The sequence below is a fragment of the Thiobacillus sp. genome (assembly GCF_024708915.1).
On record NZ_JANJXQ010000049.1, the window covers coordinates 1 to 16,390 of the forward strand.

Here is a 16,390-nt window from a genome sequence, read left to right on the forward strand (position 1 = left end):
CTGCTTCGAGGACGCCGAGGTGGCGGCAGTGATGAACCGGCTGTTCGTCAACATCAAGGTCGACCGCGAGGAACGTCCCGATCTCGACCAGATCTATCAGGCCGCGCACCAGCTGTTAACCCGGCGCGGCGGCGGCTGGCCTCTGACGGTGTTTCTCACGCCCGATCAGACACCGTTCTTTGCCGGCACCTATTTCCCCAAGACGCCGCGCTACCAGCTGCCCGGCTTTATCGACCTGATGGAAAACGTCGCCCGCGCCTGGCGCGAGCGGCGCGGCGAAGTGCAGGCGCAGAACGCGGCGGTGCGCGAAGCGCTGGCGCAGCAGCAGCCGGTGGCGGGCATCGGCCAAGGCCTGAGCGATGCACCGTTTGCCGCTGCGCTGCGCGATCTGGCGCAGGCCTTCGACCCGGTGTGGGGCGGCTTTTCGCCCGCGCCCAAATTCCCGCGCCCGGGCGAACTGTTTTTCCTGCTGCGGCAGGCTCAGGCAGGCAACGCGCAGGCGCGCGAGATGGCGCTGTTCACCCTGCGCAAGATGGCTTCCGGCGGGATGCGCGACCAGCTCGGCGGCGGATTCTGCCGCTATTCGGTGGACGCGCAGTGGGCGATTCCGCACTTCGAGAAAATGCTCTACGACAACGGCCCGCTGCTGCATCTGTATGCCGATGCCTGGGCGCTGACCGGCGAAAAGCTATTCAAGGACGCTGCCGAGGGCATCGTCGACTGGCTGCTGCGCGAGATGCGCGCGCCGGGCGGCGGCTTTTATTCCGCGCTCGACGCCGACAGCGAAGGCCACGAAGGCAAGTTCTACGTGTGGACAGCGGACCAGGTGCGTGCGCTGCTGTCGGCCGAGGAGCACGCGGTGGCGGCACCGGCGTATGGCTTCGACCAGCCGCCGAATTTCGAAAACGCAAGCTGGAACCCGATCCTTGCGCGTCCCTTGCACGAGATTGCGGCCGAGCTGGGGCTGACCGACGCGACGGCCGCGGCGCGGCTGGCGAGCGCACGCACCAAGCTGTTTGCCGCGCGCGAAACCCGGGTGTGGCCGGGGCGCGACGACAAGCAGCTCGCCAGCTGGAATGCGCTGATGATCGGCGGGCTGGCGCATGCCGGGCGGGTGATGGCGCGCGCCGACTGGGTGGCGGCGGCGCAAGCGGCGATCGATTTCCTGCGCCGGAACCTCTGGCGCGACGGCCGCCTGCTTGCCAGCTTCAAACACGGCGAAGCGCGGCTCAACGCCTATCTCGACGACTATGCCTTCCTGCTCGATGCGCTGCTGGAAACCCTGCAGGCCGGCTATCGCGAAGCCGACATGGGCTGGGCATGCGAACTCGCCGACGCGTTATTGGCGCATTTCGAGGATGCCGAAGCCGGCGGCTTTTACTTCACCAGCCACGACCACGAAGCGCTCATCGCCCGTCCCAAGCCGGGCTACGACAACGCCACGCCGTCGGGCAACGGCGTCGCCGCGTTTGCGCTGCAGCGGCTCGGGCATCTGCTCGGCGAGGCGCGTTACCTCGATGCCAGCGCGCGCTGCCTGCGGCTGTTTTACGCGCACCTGAACCAGCAGCCGATCGCCTATCCGACGCTGCTGGCCGTGCTCGATGAAGCGCTGGTGCCGCCGCGGACGATCCTGCTGCGCGGCCCGGAATCCGCCCTGCGCGCATGGGTGCGGGCGCTGACGCCGAAACTCGGTGCGCGCGACATGCTGCTGGCCTTGCCCAATGGCCTGAGCCTGCCGCAGGCGCTGGCAAAGCCGGAAGCGGACCGTCCCGCTGCCTGGGTCTGCAGCGGAACGGCGTGCCAGCCGCCGCTGACCGATCTGGCCGGCGTACTGGAATAAGGCGTTTATCAGCATTTGCTATTAGGAGCCCGTGGCGGCGCCTGCTATCAAGTAGACAGCCCGTCCGTCATCAGGAGCAATCATGAGCACAGATACCGAATCCGCAGTTTTCCATCCGCAGGTCGCCCAAATGAATCTGCCGGGCATCCGCAGCGTGACGTTCAACCAGCCGCTGCGCTGGCTGCGCGACGGCGCAAAGGATTTTGCCCGGGCGTGGCCGCTGAGCCTGTTCTATGGCGCCGTCTTCGCGCTGCTGGGCTACGGTCTGGTGCATGCTGCAGAGGACAGGCCGCATCTGGCGATGGCGCTGGTTTCGGGCTTCCTGTTCGTCGCGCCGCTGCTGGCCACCGTGTTTTATGACTTGAGCCACCGGCTGGAGCATCACCACAAGCTTCCCAAACTGTTCGTCCCTCTGCTGGCGTGGCGCGCCAATCCATCCTCCCTGGGGCTGTTCGCGGTGATGCTGGTGTTCGTCCTGATTTCATGGGAGCGTATTTCGGCGATTCTGGTGGGGCTGTTCCTCAGCGGTTCGGGCATCGGCGGCCTGTCCGATCTGCTGAGCATCAGCGCGGTGCAGCAGCATACCGATTTCGTGCTGGCCTACCTGGCGTTCGGCGGCGTGCTGGCGCTGGCGATGTTCAGCCTCACGGTGGTGTCGCTGCCGATGCTGCTGCACCGCAAGGTCGATTTCGCCACCGCGCTGGTCACCAGCTTCATGGCGACCCGGCTCAATTTCCCGGTGATGCTGCTGTGGGGGGCCTTGATTGCAGGCCTGATCGTGGTCGGAATGGCGACGGATTTCATCGCCATGGCAGTGATTTTCCCCTGGCTTGGGCATGCCAGCTGGCATGCCTACCGCGAACTGGTCGAGCGTGAATAACAATGTTTTACCGGGCTTGGTAGCAAAAAACCAGGCCCGTGTCTTGCGCGGCGGAGGATTTTCCTTAATATGGGAGGCGCGGTAGTGGCTAGATAGATAGCGCGCGCTCAACCCGACCTCCACGGAGACACTGTAATGATGAAGAAATGGATAATGACTGCAGCATCCGCTGCCCTGCTGGCGATGTCAGGCGTCGCTTCTGCCGATTCCCAACAGGCGCTGGCCCAGAAAAACGCCTGCATGTCCTGCCACGGCGTGGACAAGAAAATCGTTGGCCCTTCTTTCAAGGACATCGCCAAAAAATATGCCGGCGACAAGGCCGCGAAAGACAAGCTGGTCGGCAAGGTGAAAGCCGGCGGTAAAGGGGTGTGGGGGCCGGTTCCCATGCCGCCGAACGCACAGGTCAAGCACGAAGACGTGGAGAAGATTGTCGAGTGGGTGTTGAGCATGAAATAACCCGGCACACGAAAACATCGTGAAAGCACAGGGCCGGCGTTCGCGTCGGCCCTGTGCTTTTCGGCTCTCCGGGGGAAAGCTGGCGCGGCGGGCTTTATGGTATAAATCCCGCGTTTCAGTTTTATTGCGGGGAAGACCGAGATGACGGGCCATACTCTACGTTGGGCGATGGTAGCGGCGGCACTGGTCGCAGGTTGTGGCGACAGGCCGCAGCAGAATGGCGACAGCCGGGTGGTGCTGATCGGCCAGGTTTCCCCGCTCACCGGCCCGCAGGCGCATCTGGGCAAGGACAACGAGAACGGGGCGCGCCTGGCGCTGGACGAAATCAACGCCGCCGGATTCACGCTGGGCGGCAACAAGGTCGTGCTCGAATTGAGGAGCGAAGACGACGCGGCCGATCCCAAAACCGCCACCACGGTGGCGCAAAAGCTGGTGGACGAGGGCGTGGCCGGCGTCGTCGGCCATCTCAACTCGGGCGCCACCATCCCGGCTTCCAAGATTTATTCCGACAACGGCATTCCGCAGATTTCACCCTCGGCCACCGCGGTGGCCTACACCTCCTCCGGCTTCAAGACGGCCTATCGCGTGATGACCAACGACGCCCAGCAGGGCAGCGTGCTGGGGCATTACGCGGTGACCCGGTTGGGCGCGAAGAAAATCGCCATCATCGACGACCGCACCGCCTATGGGCAGGGGCTGGCCGACGAAGTGGAGAAAGCCGCCAAGGCCGCGGGCGGCGAAGTGGTGGCGCGCGAATACACCTCCGACCGTGCGACCAACTTCATGGCGATTCTCACCTCGATCAAGGGCAAGGCGCCCGACCTGGTGTTCTTCGGCGGGATGGATCCGCAGGCCGCGCCGATGATCAAGCAGATGAAACAGCTCGGCATGCAGGCGAAGTTCCTCGGCGGCGACGGCGCGCAAACGCCCAAGTTCATCGACCTGGCCGGCGCCGACGCCGAGGGCGCGCTGGCCTCCAACCCGGGTCTGCCGCTCGACGCCATGCCGGGCGGCAGCGCGTTCAAGGCCAGGTTCGAGGCCAAATACGGCAAGATCCAGAACTACTCCCCCTACGCCTACGACGCCATGCGCGTGCTGATCGAGGCGATGAAACGCGCCGATTCCAGCGATCCCGCCGCCTATCTGGCCGAACTGCCGAAGACCGATTACCAGGGGGTGACCGGGCACATCCGCTTCGACGCCAAGGGCGACATCGCCGGCGGCGCGGTCACCCTGTACCAGGTGAAGGACGGCAAGTGGCAGACGCTCGAAACCGTGCAGAGCGCAAAATAAACTGAGCCGGCGCACGCCGCGCAAAGATGGACATCTTCCTGCAGCAACTCATCAACGGCCTGGTGCTGGGCAGCATTTACGCGCTGGTGGCGCTGGGCTACACCATGGTGTACGGCATCCTCGAACTCATCAATTTCGCCCATGGTGAAATCACCATGATGGGGGCGATGGTCGCGCTGACGGTGATCGGCGCGCTGGCGCTGGCGGCTCCCGGCCTGCCGGGCGTGCTGGTGCTGGGGGCGGGGCTGGTGGTGGCGATCCCGGTGTGCATGGCGCTCGGCCTGCTGATCGAGCGCGTCGCCTATCGGCCGCTGCGTCAGGCGCCGCGCCTGGCGCCGTTGATCACGGCGATCGGCGTATCGATCATTCTGCAGAATATCGCCATGCTGATCTGGGGCAAGCAGTACATCCCTTTCCCCGCCGTGCTGCCGCAGGGACGCCATACGCTTTTCGGCGCGAACATCACCGATGTGCAGATTGCCATCCTGCTGCTGACCATGAGCATCATGCTGTTGCTGATCCTGATGGTGCAGAAAACCCGGCTCGGCCGGGCCATGCGCGCGACTGCGCAATCGCGGCAGGTGGCGAGCCTGATGGGCGTCGACGTCAACCGGGTGATCGCCGCCACGTTCGCGATCGGTTCGGCGCTGGCAGCGGTGGCCGGGGTCATGGTCAGCGCGTATTACGGCCTGGCGCACTATTACATGGGCTTCATGCTCGGCCTCAAGGCCTTCTCGGCCGCGGTGCTGGGCGGCATCGGCAATCTCGGCGGGGCGATGCTGGGCGGCCTGCTGCTGGGACTGATCGAATCGTTCGGTGCGGGCTACATCGGCGACCTCACCGGCGGTTTCCTCGGCAGCCATTACCAGGACGTGTTCGCGTTCTTCGTGCTGATCGCGGTGCTGGTGTTCCGCCCGTCCGGCCTGCTGGGGGCGCGCGTTGTCGAGCGTGCCTAGCTTGAACAAGACGCAGCCGCGCTGGCTCGTTTTCGGATTGCTGGCGCTGGGGCTGGCGCTGCTGCCGTTCCTGGTGGACGCGGGGCTGGGGCGCTCGTGGGTGCGGCTGCTCGACCTGGCGCTGCTGTATGTCATCCTGGCGCTGGGCTTGAACATCGTCGTCGGTTATGCCGGCCTGCTCGACCTCGGCTACGTCGCGTTCTATGCGCTGGGGGCCTACGTCTATGCCTGGCTTGCCAGCCCGCATTTCGGCCTGCACCTGCCGTTCTGGGCGATTCTGCCGCTGGGCGCGGCGCTCGCCGCGCTGTTCGGCGTGCTGCTGGGGGCGCCCACCCTGCGGCTGCGCGGCGATTATCTGGCCATCGTCACGCTGGGGTTCGGCGAAATCATCCGCATTTTCATGAACAACCTGAATGCCCCGGTCAACATCACCAACGGCCCGCAGGGCATCAACCTGATCGACCCGGTGCGTCTCGGCGGCGTCAGCCTGAGCCAGCCGCAGACGTTCTTCGGCTACACCTTCAGCGGCGCCCATCTGACGTATTACCTGTTTCTGCTGCTGGTGCTGGCGGTGATTTTCATTTCGATGCGGCTGGAAAATTCGCGTATCGGGCGTGCCTGGGTCGCCATCCGCGAGGACGAGATCGCCGCCGCCGCGACCGGCATCAACACGCGCAATCTCAAGTTGCTGGCGTTCGCCATGGGCGCCGTCTTCGGCGGGCTGGCGGGCAGCCTGTTCGCCAGCTTCCAGGGCTTCATCAGCCCGGAGTCGTTCAATCTCATGGAATCGGTCATGATCCTGTGCATGATCGTGCTCGGCGGCATGGGGCACATTCCCGGCGTGATCTTCGGCGCGCTGCTGCTGACGCTGCTGCCCGAGGCGCTGCGCTATACCGGCGACTGGCAGCGCAGCCTGTTCGGCCAGGTCTACATCGATCCGGCGGATCTGCGCATGCTGTTGTTCGGCGTGGCGCTGGTTGCGGTGATGCTGTATCGCCCTGCGGGGCTTTTTCCCTCGGCGCGCCGCCGCCGCGAATTCGCCGACGCCAAGGGATGAACTCACCCAAATCAGGCGACCCGCTATCGAGCAAACGCGCTGCAGCGTCGACGCCGCTGCTGACCGTCTCCGGCATAAGCAAGGCATTCGGCGGCCTGCAGGCGCTGTCCGACATTTCGCTGCAGGTTCACGCAGGCGAGATTTTCGGCCTGATCGGCCCCAACGGCGCGGGCAAGACCACGCTGTTCAACGCGCTCACCGGCCTTTATTCGATCGACCGCGGCGAAATTCGCCTCAATGGCACCCGTCTCCACGGCCGCAAGCCGCACCAAGTGCTGCAGACGGGGCTGGCGCGCACCTTCCAGAACATCCGCCTGTTCGCCGAGATGACCGCGCTCGAAAACGTGCTGGTGGGGCGCCACGCACGCACCCGCAGCGGCGTCGTCGGTGCGGTGCTGCGCCTGCCCGCCACGCGCCGCGAAGAAGCCGATTCGCACGAGCGCGCCCATGCCCTGCTGCGCCGCGTCGGGATCGCGCAGCACGCCGGCCGCCTGGCCAGGAACCTGCCCTACGGCGACCAGCGGCGGCTCGAAATCGCGCGTGCGCTGGCGACCGAACCGAGCCTGCTGGCGCTCGACGAACCCGCTGCCGGAATGAATCCGGCCGAGCGCGCGGCGCTGCGCGAACTGCTGCTGCAGCTGCAGGGCGACGGACTGACGCTGCTCTTGATCGAGCACGACGTGAAACTGGTGATGGGGCTGTGCACCCGGCTGGCGGTGCTCGACTACGGTGTGAAAATCGCCGAGGGCACGCCCGATGCGATTGGCCGCGATCCCCGGGTGATTGCGGCCTACCTGGGGGACGAGGCGCTATGAATTTTGGAAGAACCCATTCACCACAGAGGCACCGAGATATGTCCCGGAGGGACGGTATCCCTTGGGACACGGAGAAACCCGTTTCACGTTCGGTTTTTCTCGGTGCCTCGGTGTCTCTGTAGTGAGAGGTTTTGCCGAATGAACACGCTACTGACCGTCAGCCAGTTGTCCGTCGCCTATGGCGGCATCCAGGCCGTGCGCGGGCTCAGCCTCGACGTGGCGCCGGGCGAAATGGTCTGCCTCATCGGCGCCAACGGCGCCGGCAAGACCACCACCCTCAAGGCCATCAGCGGGCTGATCGCGCCGCAGGCGGGCAGCGTGCAGTTCGACGGACAGGCGATCGCCCGGCTGCCGGCGCACCAGGTCGCGCGCCGTGGATTGGCGCTGGTCCCCGAAGGGCGCGGCGTGTTTCCGCGCATGTCGGTGGCCGAAAACCTGATGATGGGCGCCTACATCCGGCGCGATCGCACGGCGATCGCCCGCGACCTCGACCAGGTGTATGCGCTGCTGCCGCGCCTGACCGAACGCCGCGCGCAATTCGCCGGCCTGCTGTCCGGCGGCGAGCAGCAGATGCTGGCGCTGGGACGCGCGATGATGGCGCGTCCGCGCCTGCTGTTGCTGGACGAGCCGAGTATGGGGCTGGCGCCCCTGATGGTGCGGGCGGTGTTCGACATCATTCGCCGGATTGCGGCAGGCGGCGTGGCGGTGCTGCTGATCGAGCAGAATGCCCATCTGGCGCTGAAAACCTGCGCGCGCGGCTATGTGCTGGAGAACGGGACCATTGCGCTGAGCGGCGCGGCCGGCGAGCTGGCCGCCAACCCGGCGGTGCGCCGCGCCTATCTGGGCGAATGAGGCTTGGGGTGGTTCGAGTCGAAGCGGTACAGCTGGCGCTCGGTCAGCACCGCATCGAGCGGCATGTCCCACGGGTCGTGCGGCAGCGCCTCCACCCGCTGGCATTCGTAGGCAACCCCAACCAGGCGCGGCTTGCGCCACAAACGCCGATGCTGCATGAAGGCCAGCGTCGCGTCGTAGTAGCCGCCGCCCATCCCCAGCCGGTAGCCCTTGCGGTCGAACCCCACCAGCGGCATCAGCAGCAGGTCGAGCTGGCGCGCGCGCAAGGGATGCGCATCTCTTGGTTCGGGGATGCCGTAGCGGTTGGCTTTCATGCGCGTATTGCTGCCGACCCGGCCGAACCGCATCACCCGCCCGCGCCGCGGCAGCACCGGCAGGTAGCACTCGCGCTGCATCCACAGGGCCTGATTGAGCAGGGGGTGGGCGTCGAACTCGCCGCCTTGCGGCAGATAAAAGCCGATGCGTTGCGCGCGCAGCAACAGGCCGTGGCGCAGCGCCAGCCGCAGCGAGGCGCGCGCGGCCTTGCGGCGGTCGGTAGGGGCAAGCGCGCTGCGCGCACCTTTGAGCTGACGCCTGAGGGTGGATTTATTCATGAAAAGGTAAGGCTCCCCGCCTGTGCCGTGACTGGCTGCGGACTCTTGAACCGGGGTCCAAGATGGCCGCGTTCAAAGACGCTTTGGGCACATGAAACGTGTCACGCGCACACCTGCATCGGAATAGACCGCAGCCTTGCACGTATGCATTGGTTCAGAGAAATTGCAACCAGCCTCGAACACCGCAGGGAACGCCCCCAGTTTAGAAGAGTTTGTCCTGATCTTCCAGCACAGAATCGAGCAGGCTGTTGCAATGTGTCAGGCGGGCGCGTGCTTCCTCGGCCAGACCGCCGCCGCCCTGGGCCAGCAGCTCGTGCGCCAGGTTCAGCCCCGCCATGATGGCGATGCGCTCGGCGCCGATCACCTTGCTGTTGTCGCGGATCTCGCGCATTTTTTCATCGAGATAATCGGCCGCTGCGATCAGCGCGGATTCTTCCTCGCGCGAGCACGCCACCTTGTAGGCGCGGCCGAGGATGTGGATTTCGATGGAACGCGGGCCGGCCATCAGACGTCCTCCGGCAGCGTTTCGAGCAGCGCCTGCAGCCGGGTTTTGGCGGCGTCCAGCCGGGCCGTCAGCTGTTTGCCGTCCTGCTGCGCAGCCAGCAGCTGCTGGCGCAGGGCGATGTTTTCCTGCCGCAGCGCGTGGCAAAGCGCGGCCACCTGGCGGATTCTGGCTTCGAGGGCATCGAGTTCGGCTTGCATTGCGGGACTATAGCACCCGCAAGGGGTAGGCCGTGGTTGTCCCTGCGAGGGGGAGGCCGCGGTTGTAGAGCCGATGAGTCGGCAACAACCGCGCTCTAAAGGCGCTGAAGCGCCAACAACCACGCTCCACCCGCAAGGAGTAGGCCGGTGGGTGCCCCGCTGCTGCGCAGCGACCCTTCCGCAGGGGGCGATGTGCGGCCGGTCAATCCGCTCCGTATAATGCGCGCCTTCAGGTGCCGACGCGGCTTTCCGCCGCCGAGGATAAACGGGAAACAGGTGCGCAATTTTTCGCAAAGCCTGTGCTGCCCCCGCAACGGTCAGCGCTAAACGGTCCATCACACAGCCACTGGGTTCGCCCGGGAAGGCGATGCACTTCAGGCGTGAGCCCGGATACCGGCCTGAGCCCTGGCGCGACGGAAGTCGCCCAGCGGATCGTGCAACGCGCCTGCGGGGAAGCGGGCGCCCAAACCGGAAGTCATCATGCGTCAAACCCCTCTCGCGCTCGCCCTCAGCGTCGCCCTCGCTACTTCCGTTCACGCGGAGACCCTGCCGGTGTTCGTCGGCGAGACCATCGTCGTCACGCCCACCCGCTTTCCCCAGGCCCTGTCCGGCCAGACCGCCAACACCACGGTGATCACGCGGCAGGAAATCGAAAACAGCCCGCAGGCCACGCTGCCGGAAATCCTGGCGCAGCAGGCCGGCATCGGCATGCGCGACCTCTACGGCAACAACGCCGCCGCCAGCACAGTCGATCTGCGCGGCTTCGGCGCCGCCGCCGACCAGAACACGCTGATCCTGCTGGACGGCCGCCGCCTGAACGACATCGACTTGTCGGCAATCGACTGGTCGGCGCTGCCGCTGGCGGCCGTCGAGCGCATCGAGATCGTGCGCGGCGGCTCGAGCGTGTTGCATGGCGCGGGCGCGGTCGCCGGCGTCGTCAACATCATCACCCGTTCCCCGCTCCGGCAGGCCGACCAGGCGGTCGGCAAGCTGCAGCTCGGCAGCTACAGCACCCGGAACTATCAGCTGACCGGCAACCTGGCGGGCGAGACGGCCGGCCTCAGGATCACCGCCGACCACTACCGCTCCGACGGCTGGCGCGCCAACAACGAGAACCGGCAGAGCAGCGCGAACGGCGATGCGCGCTGGAAACACGCTCTGGGTGAGTGGGTCTTCAAGTTCGGCGGCACATCGCAGACGACGCGCCTGCCCGGCCCGCGCACGGTCGAGCCCGACGCCGGCCTCGACGAGGTGGCGACCGATCCCGAAGGCACCAACACTCCGCTCGACTGGGCGAAACGCAAGGGCTACCAGGTGGGACTGAACGGGAGTTTCGAATTCGGGCGCAACGACGTGCTGCTCGCTCTCGACTATCGCAACAAGCAGCAGCAGGCCTACTTCGACTTCGGCGGCTTTCCCGAATACAAGGACGCCGATCTCGACATGTGGAACTTCGCGCCCCGCGCCCGGCTGCCGTTCGAGACCGCGGGCGTCGCGCACAGCCTGGTCGTGGGCGCCGACTTGCAGCGGTGGGATTATCGGCTGCACACCTCGAATTCCCCGGCCAACATCGGCACTCCGATCAATCGCGTGGACGCCGAACAGAACTCGGCCGCCCTCTATGTCCATGATGAGATGCAGCTGAATCCGGCCACGCGCGCGGCCTTGGGCGGCCGCGTCGAGTGGTTCGAAATCGACGCGAACGACCAGTACGATCCAACGGCGCCGGGCGGCCTGTTCGGCAGCGGGGCGCCGGGCGGCAGCCAGGACGAAACGGAATACGCTCTGGAGTTGGGGCTCAATCACCGGCTGGCCCCGCAACATGCGCTGTTTTCGCGGATAGCGCGCAGCTTCCGCTTCGCCACGGTGGACGAGATATACGGATTTTCGCCCGGCTTTGCGCACGAGTTCCAGTTCCTCAAGCCGCAAACCTCGCACGACGCCCAGATCGGCTGGGAATGGGGCAGCGGTACCCGCCGCCTGCGCAGCGCAGCGTACTACATGCGGGTGAAGGACGAGATCCATCTCGACATCTACAGCGTCGGCGTAGGCAACACCAACTTCGCTCCGCTCGAACGCTACGGCCTGGAATTCGACGCGCACGCACGCCTGGGTGCGGTGGATTGGCGCGCAGCCTATACGCTCGCCTACGCCGAATTCACCGACGGCACGCTCGACGGTGTCGCCCTCCACGGCAAGGACGTTCCGCTGGTGCCGCGTCACAAGCTGGCGCTCGGTGCGTTGTGGCACATCGACGGACAGACCCGGCTGTCCGCCGACGTCCAGTACGTCAGCAGCCAGCGTATGGAAAACGACGAGCCCAACCGTTTCGCCCAGAAGATCCCGGCTTATACCCTGGTCGACGTCAAGCTGGTGCGGCAGATCGGCAACTGGCAGCTGGCCGCCGCGCTGAACAACCTGTTCGACCAGGACTACTACACCTATGCCGTGCACAGCGCGAGCAATGCAGACCGCTTCAACGCCTACCCGCTGCCGGGGCGCAGCGGCTGGGTGAGCGTCGAGTATGCGTTCGAATAGGCGGAGCGGGGCGATAATGCTCAGATGTCGACCCCACTGACGAAGGCGCTGCGTGAGCGCTGAATCCGACCGCAACGCCCGCCATGCCGCCCGCATGGCGCGCAAGAAGGCGCTGATCGACGCCGCCATCGCCGCCGCCGACGACGCGCGCGGGCTGCTGCTCGTCGTCACTGGCAACGGCAAGGGCAAGAGCACCGCGGCCTTCGGCATGGTCGCGCGCGCGCTTGGACACGGCATGAAGGCCGGCGTGGTGCAGTTCATCAAGAGCCGCACCGACACCGGCGAGGAGGCCTTTCTCGGCCGCCAGCCCGGCGTCGAATGGCACGTCACCGGCGACGGCTTCACCTGGGACACGCAAAACCGCGAGCAGGATATCGCCACCGCCCGCCGCGGCTGGGCGATTGCCGCGCGCATGCTGGCCGATCCGGCGTACCAGCTGGTGGTGCTGGACGAGTTGACCTATCTCCTGAGCTACGGCTATCTCGACGCCGACATGGTGCTCGACGCACTGGCGCAGCGGCCGCCGATGCAGCACGTCGTCGTCACCGGGCGCGCCGCGCCGGCGGCGCTGGTCGAGCTGGCCGACACGGTGTCGGTCATCGCCGACGAGAAGCATGCGTTCCGCGCTGGCGTGAAGGCGCAGCCCGGCATCGATCTCTAAGCGCAGCGCCATCAAGCGACCCCCGCGCGGCATAATTGCCGGGTGAACTTCGCACCCTACATCGGGCGCTTCGCGCCGTCGCCCACCGGCCCGCTGCATCAGGGGTCGCTGGTCGCCGCAGTGGCGAGCTTTCTCGACGCCCGTGTGATCGGCGGGCGCTGGCTGGTGCGCATGGAAGACCTCGACCGCCCGCGCTGCGAGCCCGGTGCAGCCGATACCATCCTGCGTCAGCTGGAAGCCTATGGCTTGCACTGGGATGGCGCGGTGCTCCATCAATCGCAGCGCGACGACGCCTACGCTGCGGCGCTGGATGAGCTGAAAGCCCTCGGCGCGGTCTACCCCTGCGCCTGCAGCCGCAGGCAGCTTGCGCAGGCGCCGCGCAGCCATGAGGGCGAGACCCTCTATCCAGGCAGCTGCCGGGCGGGCCTGCCGCCGGGCGCAGCCGCCCGCGCCTGGCGCGTGCGCGTGCCGGATGTGAGCACCTGCTTTCGCGACCGCATCCAGGGCAGCCTGCAGCAGAACCTGGCGCATGAGGTCGGCGATTTCATCGTCAGGCGTGCCGACGGCCTGTTCGCCTACCAGCTGGCGGTGGTGGTGGACGATGCCTTCCAGGGCATCACCCACGTGGTGCGCGGCGCCGACCTGTTGTGGAACACCCCGCGCCAGATTTACCTGCAAAGGCTGCTGGGCTTGCCCCTGCCGGCCTATGCCCATGTGCCGCTCATCACCAATGCCGCCGGGCAGAAGCTGTCGAAACAGACCCTGGCTCCCGCCCTGCCCGCGAGCGGGCAGGGCGCCGCGCTGGCGCAGGCCCTCGCCGCGCTCGGCCACCCGCCGCCGGTTGCGCTGGAACATGCCGGGCCGGCCGAACTGCTGGCGTGGGCAAGCGCGCACTGGCGGATCGAAAACGTGCCCCTGCAGCCCGCCATTGCCAAGCCGCTTCCCTGACCGGACAATCCGCCTCACTCCTAACGCCTCGCGCCGCACCCAAAAATGGCCCAACTTCCCCCTGCCGTCGAACAAGTCCTGCGTGTTCACGCCGCATTCATCCACACCGTGGTCAACGCGCTGCGCGACCGCAGCCAGCTGCCCGACCTGCTGAAGCAGCTCGACGCCGCCGAGCAGGCCGGCTGGGCGCGGCTGGTCGGCGCCCTGCGCCACGTCGTCGACGGCCGCCGCGATCCGTCGATCAAGCTGGGGCTGGACGAGGAGGACAGCATCCTGCTCGACGCCATCCTGCGCGGCATCGACAATCCCGCCACGCTGCCGCCGCTCGATGCCCGGCCCGACGGCAGCGCCGCCGCGCCGGGCCTCGCCGCGCTGATCGACGCCGCGGCGCGCGGCGATGCGCAGGCCATGTCGGTGCTTGCCAACATGGCCGAGCAGATGATGAAGGCGGGCGGCGACATGGCGCTCTTGGGCGGACGCATGCGCCGCCTGGTCAACGGCGAGCGCGACGCCGACCCGCTCACCGCCGGTATGGGGCCGCTCGGCCGTGAACTGCTGGTCAGCCTGCTCGACGAGCTGGCCAGGCTGCGGCCGCAGTAGGCGGGCGCAGGGGTGCTTTGACAGTGCGTGCCGGCGTCAGCTAAAATGCGCGCCTTTTCGGCGGTCCTGCGCCGGGAAAGCAGTCCCCAAGGTGATGTAGCTCAGTCGGTTAGAGCATCGGATTCATAATCCGGGGGTCGGTGGTTCAAGTCCACTCATCACCACCACATTTCTTTTCGTCGCAGCGCGTGGCGAAAACCTTGCCCCCAGTCTATTCACTGTCCCGGCACTTGCGCATGAAAAAAATCTACATCAAAACCTTCGGCTGCCAGATGAACGAGTACGACTCGGACAAGATGGCCGACGTGCTCAATCTGGCCGAAGGCCTGATCCCGACCGCCACCCCGGACGACGCCGACGTGATCCTGTTCAATACCTGCTCGGTGCGCGAGAAGGCGCAGGAAAAGGTGTTCCACGACCTCGGCCGGGTGCGCCATCTGAAAGCGACCAACCCCAATCTCATCATCGGCGTCGGCGGCTGCGTCGCCAGCCAGGAAGGCGCCGCCATCGTGTCGCGCGCGCCCTTCGTCGACGTGGTGTTCGGCCCGCAGACGCTGCACCGCCTGCCCGAGCTGATCGCTCAGCGCCGCGAAACCGGGCGCGCCCAGGTCGACATCAGCTTTCCCGAAATCGAGAAGTTCGACCATCTGCCGCCGGCGCGGGTGGAAGGCGCGTCGGCCTTCGTCTCGATCATGGAAGGCTGCTCCAAGTACTGCACGTTCTGCGTCGTCCCCTACACCCGCGGCGAGGAGGTGTCGCGGCCGTTCGACGACGTCATTGCCGAAGTGTCCGACCTCGCCGGGCGCGGGGTGAAGGAAGTCACCCTGCTGGGGCAGAACGTCAACGCCTACCAGGGTGCGCTGCACGAGGGCGGCAGCGCCGACTTCGCTTTCCTGCTGGAAATGGTGCACGAGATCGCCGGCATCGAACGGATCAGGTACACCACCAGCCACCCGCGCGAAATGACGCAGCGGCTGATCGAATGCTACGGCACGCTGCCCAAGCTGGTGTCGCATCTGCATCTGCCGGTGCAGTCCGGTTCAGACCGCATCCTCGCGGCGATGAAGCGCGGCCACAGCGTGCTCGAATTCAAATCGATCGTGCGCAGGCTGCGCGAACGGCGCCCCGACCTGTGCCTGTCGTCCGACTTCATCGTCGGCTTCCCCGGCGAGACCGAGGCCGACTTCGAGGCGACCATGAAGCTGATCGAAGAACTCGACTTCGACGCCAGCTTCTCCTTCATCTACAGCAAGCGCCCCGGCACCCCGGCGTCGGACTATCCCGACGACGTGACGGCTGGACTGAAAACGCAGCGGCTGATGCGTTTGCAGGCGCAGATCGAGACGCAGGCGCAACAGGTGAACCGGGCCATGGTCGGCAGCGTGCAGCGCGTGCTGGTCGAAGGCCACGCCCGCAAGAACGCGGAAGAGCTCGCCGGCCGCACCGACAACAACCGCATCGTCAACTTCGCCGGCCAGCCGCGCCTGATCGGCCGTTTCGTCGATGTCACCATCACCCAGGCCTTGCCGCATAGTTTGCGTGGCGAAGCCGTCCTCACCGAGACCGAAAGCGCTTGAAAACCGACATCGTTGAACTGCGCCTGGCGCCGGAAGACAACCGGCGGCTCGCCAACCTGTGCGGCCCGCTGGACGAGAACCTGCGCCAGATCGAAGCGGCGTTCGACGTCACCATCGGCCGCCGCGGTTCCAGTTTCAGATTCAGCGGCGACGCCGCGCAGGCGGAAAAAGCCGGGCAGGCGATCGAGCATTTCTACAACCGCGCGCACGATGCGCTCTCGCTCGACGACATCCAGCTGGGGCTGGTCGAGCTCACCCGCGGCCGCGCCGACGAGGAAGGCCCCGCATTGCGCACGCGGCGGGCCGACCTGCGTGCGCGCACCCCGCGCCAGGGCGAGTACATCGAGCAGATCCGCAGCCACGACATCACCTTCGGCATCGGCCCCGCCGGCACCGGCAAGACCTACCTCGCCGTCGCGTGCGCAGTCGACGCGCTCGAGCGCGAGCAGGTCAAGCGCCTGGTGCTGACGCGCCCGGCGGTAGAAGCCGGCGAGCGCCTCGGTTTCCTGCCGGGCGACCTGACGCAGAAGGTCGATCCGTATCTGCGTCCGCTGTACGATGCACTTTACGATCTGATGGGCTTCGACAAGGTGACGCGGCTGATCGAGCGCCACGCCATCGA

17 protein-coding genes, 1 tRNA gene, 1 other RNA gene and 1 riboswitch are annotated in these 16,390 nt (G+C 66.5%); of the genes, 15 read left to right on the top strand and 4 right to left on the bottom strand.

The window, feature by feature from the left end:
* The 8 genes from Q0L94_RS03770 to Q0L94_RS03805 all read left to right on the top strand — a co-directional run.
* Positions 1-1,840 (top strand): thioredoxin domain-containing protein (locus tag Q0L94_RS03770; RefSeq protein WP_296750198.1); only part of this gene is annotated, 1,840 nt, incomplete at its 5' end.
* 82 nt (positions 1,841-1,922) lie between these two features.
* A complete protein-coding gene (locus Q0L94_RS03775; protein ID WP_296750200.1) occupies positions 1,923-2,720 on the top strand; it encodes a DUF2189 domain-containing protein in 798 nt (265 codons plus the stop codon).
* A gap of 135 nt (positions 2,721-2,855) precedes the next feature.
* Positions 2,856-3,176, top strand: a complete 321-nt coding sequence (locus tag Q0L94_RS03780; protein WP_296750202.1) for a c-type cytochrome — start codon at positions 2,856-2,858, stop codon at positions 3,174-3,176.
* Between the two features lie 141 nt (positions 3,177-3,317).
* Positions 3,318-4,469, top strand: coding sequence for a branched-chain amino acid ABC transporter substrate-binding protein (locus Q0L94_RS03785; RefSeq protein WP_296750204.1), 1,152 nt, complete (start codon positions 3,318-3,320; stop codon positions 4,467-4,469).
* A 26-nt stretch (positions 4,470-4,495) separates the two neighbouring features.
* Positions 4,496-5,425, top strand: coding sequence for a branched-chain amino acid ABC transporter permease (locus tag Q0L94_RS03790; RefSeq protein ID WP_296750206.1), 930 nt, complete (start codon positions 4,496-4,498; stop codon positions 5,423-5,425).
* A gap of 1 nt (position 5,426) precedes the next feature.
* On the top strand, positions 5,427-6,482 hold the full coding sequence (locus Q0L94_RS03795; RefSeq protein ID WP_296750207.1) for an ABC transporter ATP-binding protein: 1,056 nt from the start codon (positions 5,427-5,429) through the stop codon (positions 6,480-6,482).
* Entirely contained in the window at positions 6,479-7,297 is an 819-nt protein-coding gene (locus Q0L94_RS03800) for an ABC transporter ATP-binding protein (RefSeq protein WP_296750209.1), read from the top strand. Before Q0L94_RS03795 ends, Q0L94_RS03800 begins: the two co-directional genes overlap by 4 nt.
* Before the next feature lie 138 nt (positions 7,298-7,435).
* The gene (locus tag Q0L94_RS03805; protein WP_296750211.1) at positions 7,436-8,149 is read left to right on the top strand and encodes an ABC transporter ATP-binding protein; all 714 of its coding nucleotides are present in this window, start codon (positions 7,436-7,438) and stop codon (positions 8,147-8,149) included.
* Here the strand turns inward: Q0L94_RS03805 and Q0L94_RS03810 are convergent.
* The 4 genes from Q0L94_RS03810 to Q0L94_RS03825 form a co-directional block, all read right to left on the bottom strand.
* Positions 8,134-8,742: a 5-formyltetrahydrofolate cyclo-ligase gene (locus tag Q0L94_RS03810; protein ID WP_296750213.1), complete on the bottom strand. Its 609-nt coding sequence runs from the start codon at positions 8,740-8,742 to the stop codon at positions 8,134-8,136. The two genes, Q0L94_RS03805 and Q0L94_RS03810, sit on opposite strands and share 16 nt — an antisense overlap.
* A 9-nt stretch (positions 8,743-8,751) precedes the next feature.
* Positions 8,752-8,936, bottom strand: a non-coding RNA gene (ssrS, locus tag Q0L94_RS03815) — 6S RNA.
* Positions 8,937-8,944: 8 nt separating this feature from the next.
* Positions 8,945-9,247, bottom strand: coding sequence for a cell division protein ZapA (locus Q0L94_RS03820; RefSeq protein ID WP_296750215.1), 303 nt, complete (start codon positions 9,245-9,247; stop codon positions 8,945-8,947).
* Positions 9,247-9,444, bottom strand: a complete 198-nt coding sequence (locus Q0L94_RS03825) for a hypothetical protein (RefSeq protein WP_296750217.1) — start codon at positions 9,442-9,444, stop codon at positions 9,247-9,249. Before Q0L94_RS03825 ends, Q0L94_RS03820 begins: the two co-directional genes overlap by 1 nt.
* Before the next feature lie 214 nt (positions 9,445-9,658).
* Positions 9,659-9,861, top strand: a riboswitch (cobalamin riboswitch).
* A 63-nt stretch (positions 9,862-9,924) separates the two neighbouring features.
* On the opposite strand from Q0L94_RS03825, the gene Q0L94_RS03830 reads away from it, so the two are divergent.
* From Q0L94_RS03830 to Q0L94_RS03860, 7 genes are all read left to right on the top strand, one after another.
* The gene (locus tag Q0L94_RS03830) at positions 9,925-11,982 is read left to right on the top strand and encodes a TonB-dependent receptor (protein ID WP_296750219.1); all 2,058 of its coding nucleotides are present in this window, start codon (positions 9,925-9,927) and stop codon (positions 11,980-11,982) included.
* Between the two features lie 52 nt (positions 11,983-12,034).
* Positions 12,035-12,643: a cob(I)yrinic acid a,c-diamide adenosyltransferase gene (gene cobO, locus Q0L94_RS03835; protein WP_296750221.1), complete on the top strand. Its 609-nt coding sequence runs from the start codon at positions 12,035-12,037 to the stop codon at positions 12,641-12,643.
* A 42-nt stretch (positions 12,644-12,685) separates the two neighbouring features.
* Entirely contained in the window at positions 12,686-13,591 is a 906-nt protein-coding gene (gluQRS, locus tag Q0L94_RS03840; protein WP_296750223.1) for a tRNA glutamyl-Q(34) synthetase GluQRS, read from the top strand.
* A gap of 45 nt (positions 13,592-13,636) precedes the next feature.
* On the top strand, positions 13,637-14,191 hold the full coding sequence (locus Q0L94_RS03845) for a hypothetical protein (RefSeq protein WP_296750225.1): 555 nt from the start codon (positions 13,637-13,639) through the stop codon (positions 14,189-14,191).
* Between the two features lie 90 nt (positions 14,192-14,281).
* Positions 14,282-14,358 (top strand) — tRNA-Met (locus Q0L94_RS03850).
* A 69-nt stretch (positions 14,359-14,427) separates the two neighbouring features.
* Entirely contained in the window at positions 14,428-15,768 is a 1,341-nt protein-coding gene (gene miaB, locus Q0L94_RS03855) for a tRNA (N6-isopentenyl adenosine(37)-C2)-methylthiotransferase MiaB (protein ID WP_296750227.1), read from the top strand.
* On the top strand, positions 15,765-16,390 hold a 626-nt coding region (locus tag Q0L94_RS03860; RefSeq protein WP_296750229.1), incomplete at its 3' end, for a PhoH family protein. The genes miaB and Q0L94_RS03860, both read left to right, overlap by 4 nt.

What these genes read in the sequence shown, in the direction of transcription:
- Q0L94_RS03830 (WP_296750219.1), top strand. Translation starts at nt 9,925, where the DNA reads ATGCGTCAAACCCCTCTCGCGCTCGCCCTCAGCGTCGCCCTCGCTACT.
- Q0L94_RS03810 (WP_296750213.1), bottom strand. Translation starts at nt 8,742, where the DNA reads ATGAATAAATCCACCCTCAGGCGTCAGCTCAAAGGTGCGCGCAGCGCG.
- Q0L94_RS03805 (WP_296750211.1), top strand. Translation starts at nt 7,436, where the DNA reads ATGAACACGCTACTGACCGTCAGCCAGTTGTCCGTCGCCTATGGCGGC.
- Q0L94_RS03780 (WP_296750202.1), top strand. Translation starts at nt 2,856, where the DNA reads ATGATGAAGAAATGGATAATGACTGCAGCATCCGCTGCCCTGCTGGCG.
- Q0L94_RS03845 (WP_296750225.1), top strand. Translation starts at nt 13,637, where the DNA reads ATGGCCCAACTTCCCCCTGCCGTCGAACAAGTCCTGCGTGTTCACGCC.
- Q0L94_RS03785 (WP_296750204.1), top strand. Translation starts at nt 3,318, where the DNA reads ATGACGGGCCATACTCTACGTTGGGCGATGGTAGCGGCGGCACTGGTC.
- Q0L94_RS03775 (WP_296750200.1), top strand. Translation starts at nt 1,923, where the DNA reads ATGAGCACAGATACCGAATCCGCAGTTTTCCATCCGCAGGTCGCCCAA.
- Q0L94_RS03790 (WP_296750206.1), top strand. Translation starts at nt 4,496, where the DNA reads ATGGACATCTTCCTGCAGCAACTCATCAACGGCCTGGTGCTGGGCAGC.
- Q0L94_RS03825 (WP_296750217.1), bottom strand. Translation starts at nt 9,444, where the DNA reads ATGCAAGCCGAACTCGATGCCCTCGAAGCCAGAATCCGCCAGGTGGCC.
- Q0L94_RS03800 (WP_296750209.1), top strand. Translation starts at nt 6,479, where the DNA reads ATGAACTCACCCAAATCAGGCGACCCGCTATCGAGCAAACGCGCTGCA.
- miaB (WP_296750227.1), top strand. Translation starts at nt 14,428, where the DNA reads ATGAAAAAAATCTACATCAAAACCTTCGGCTGCCAGATGAACGAGTAC.
- Q0L94_RS03820 (WP_296750215.1), bottom strand. Translation starts at nt 9,247, where the DNA reads ATGGCCGGCCCGCGTTCCATCGAAATCCACATCCTCGGCCGCGCCTAC.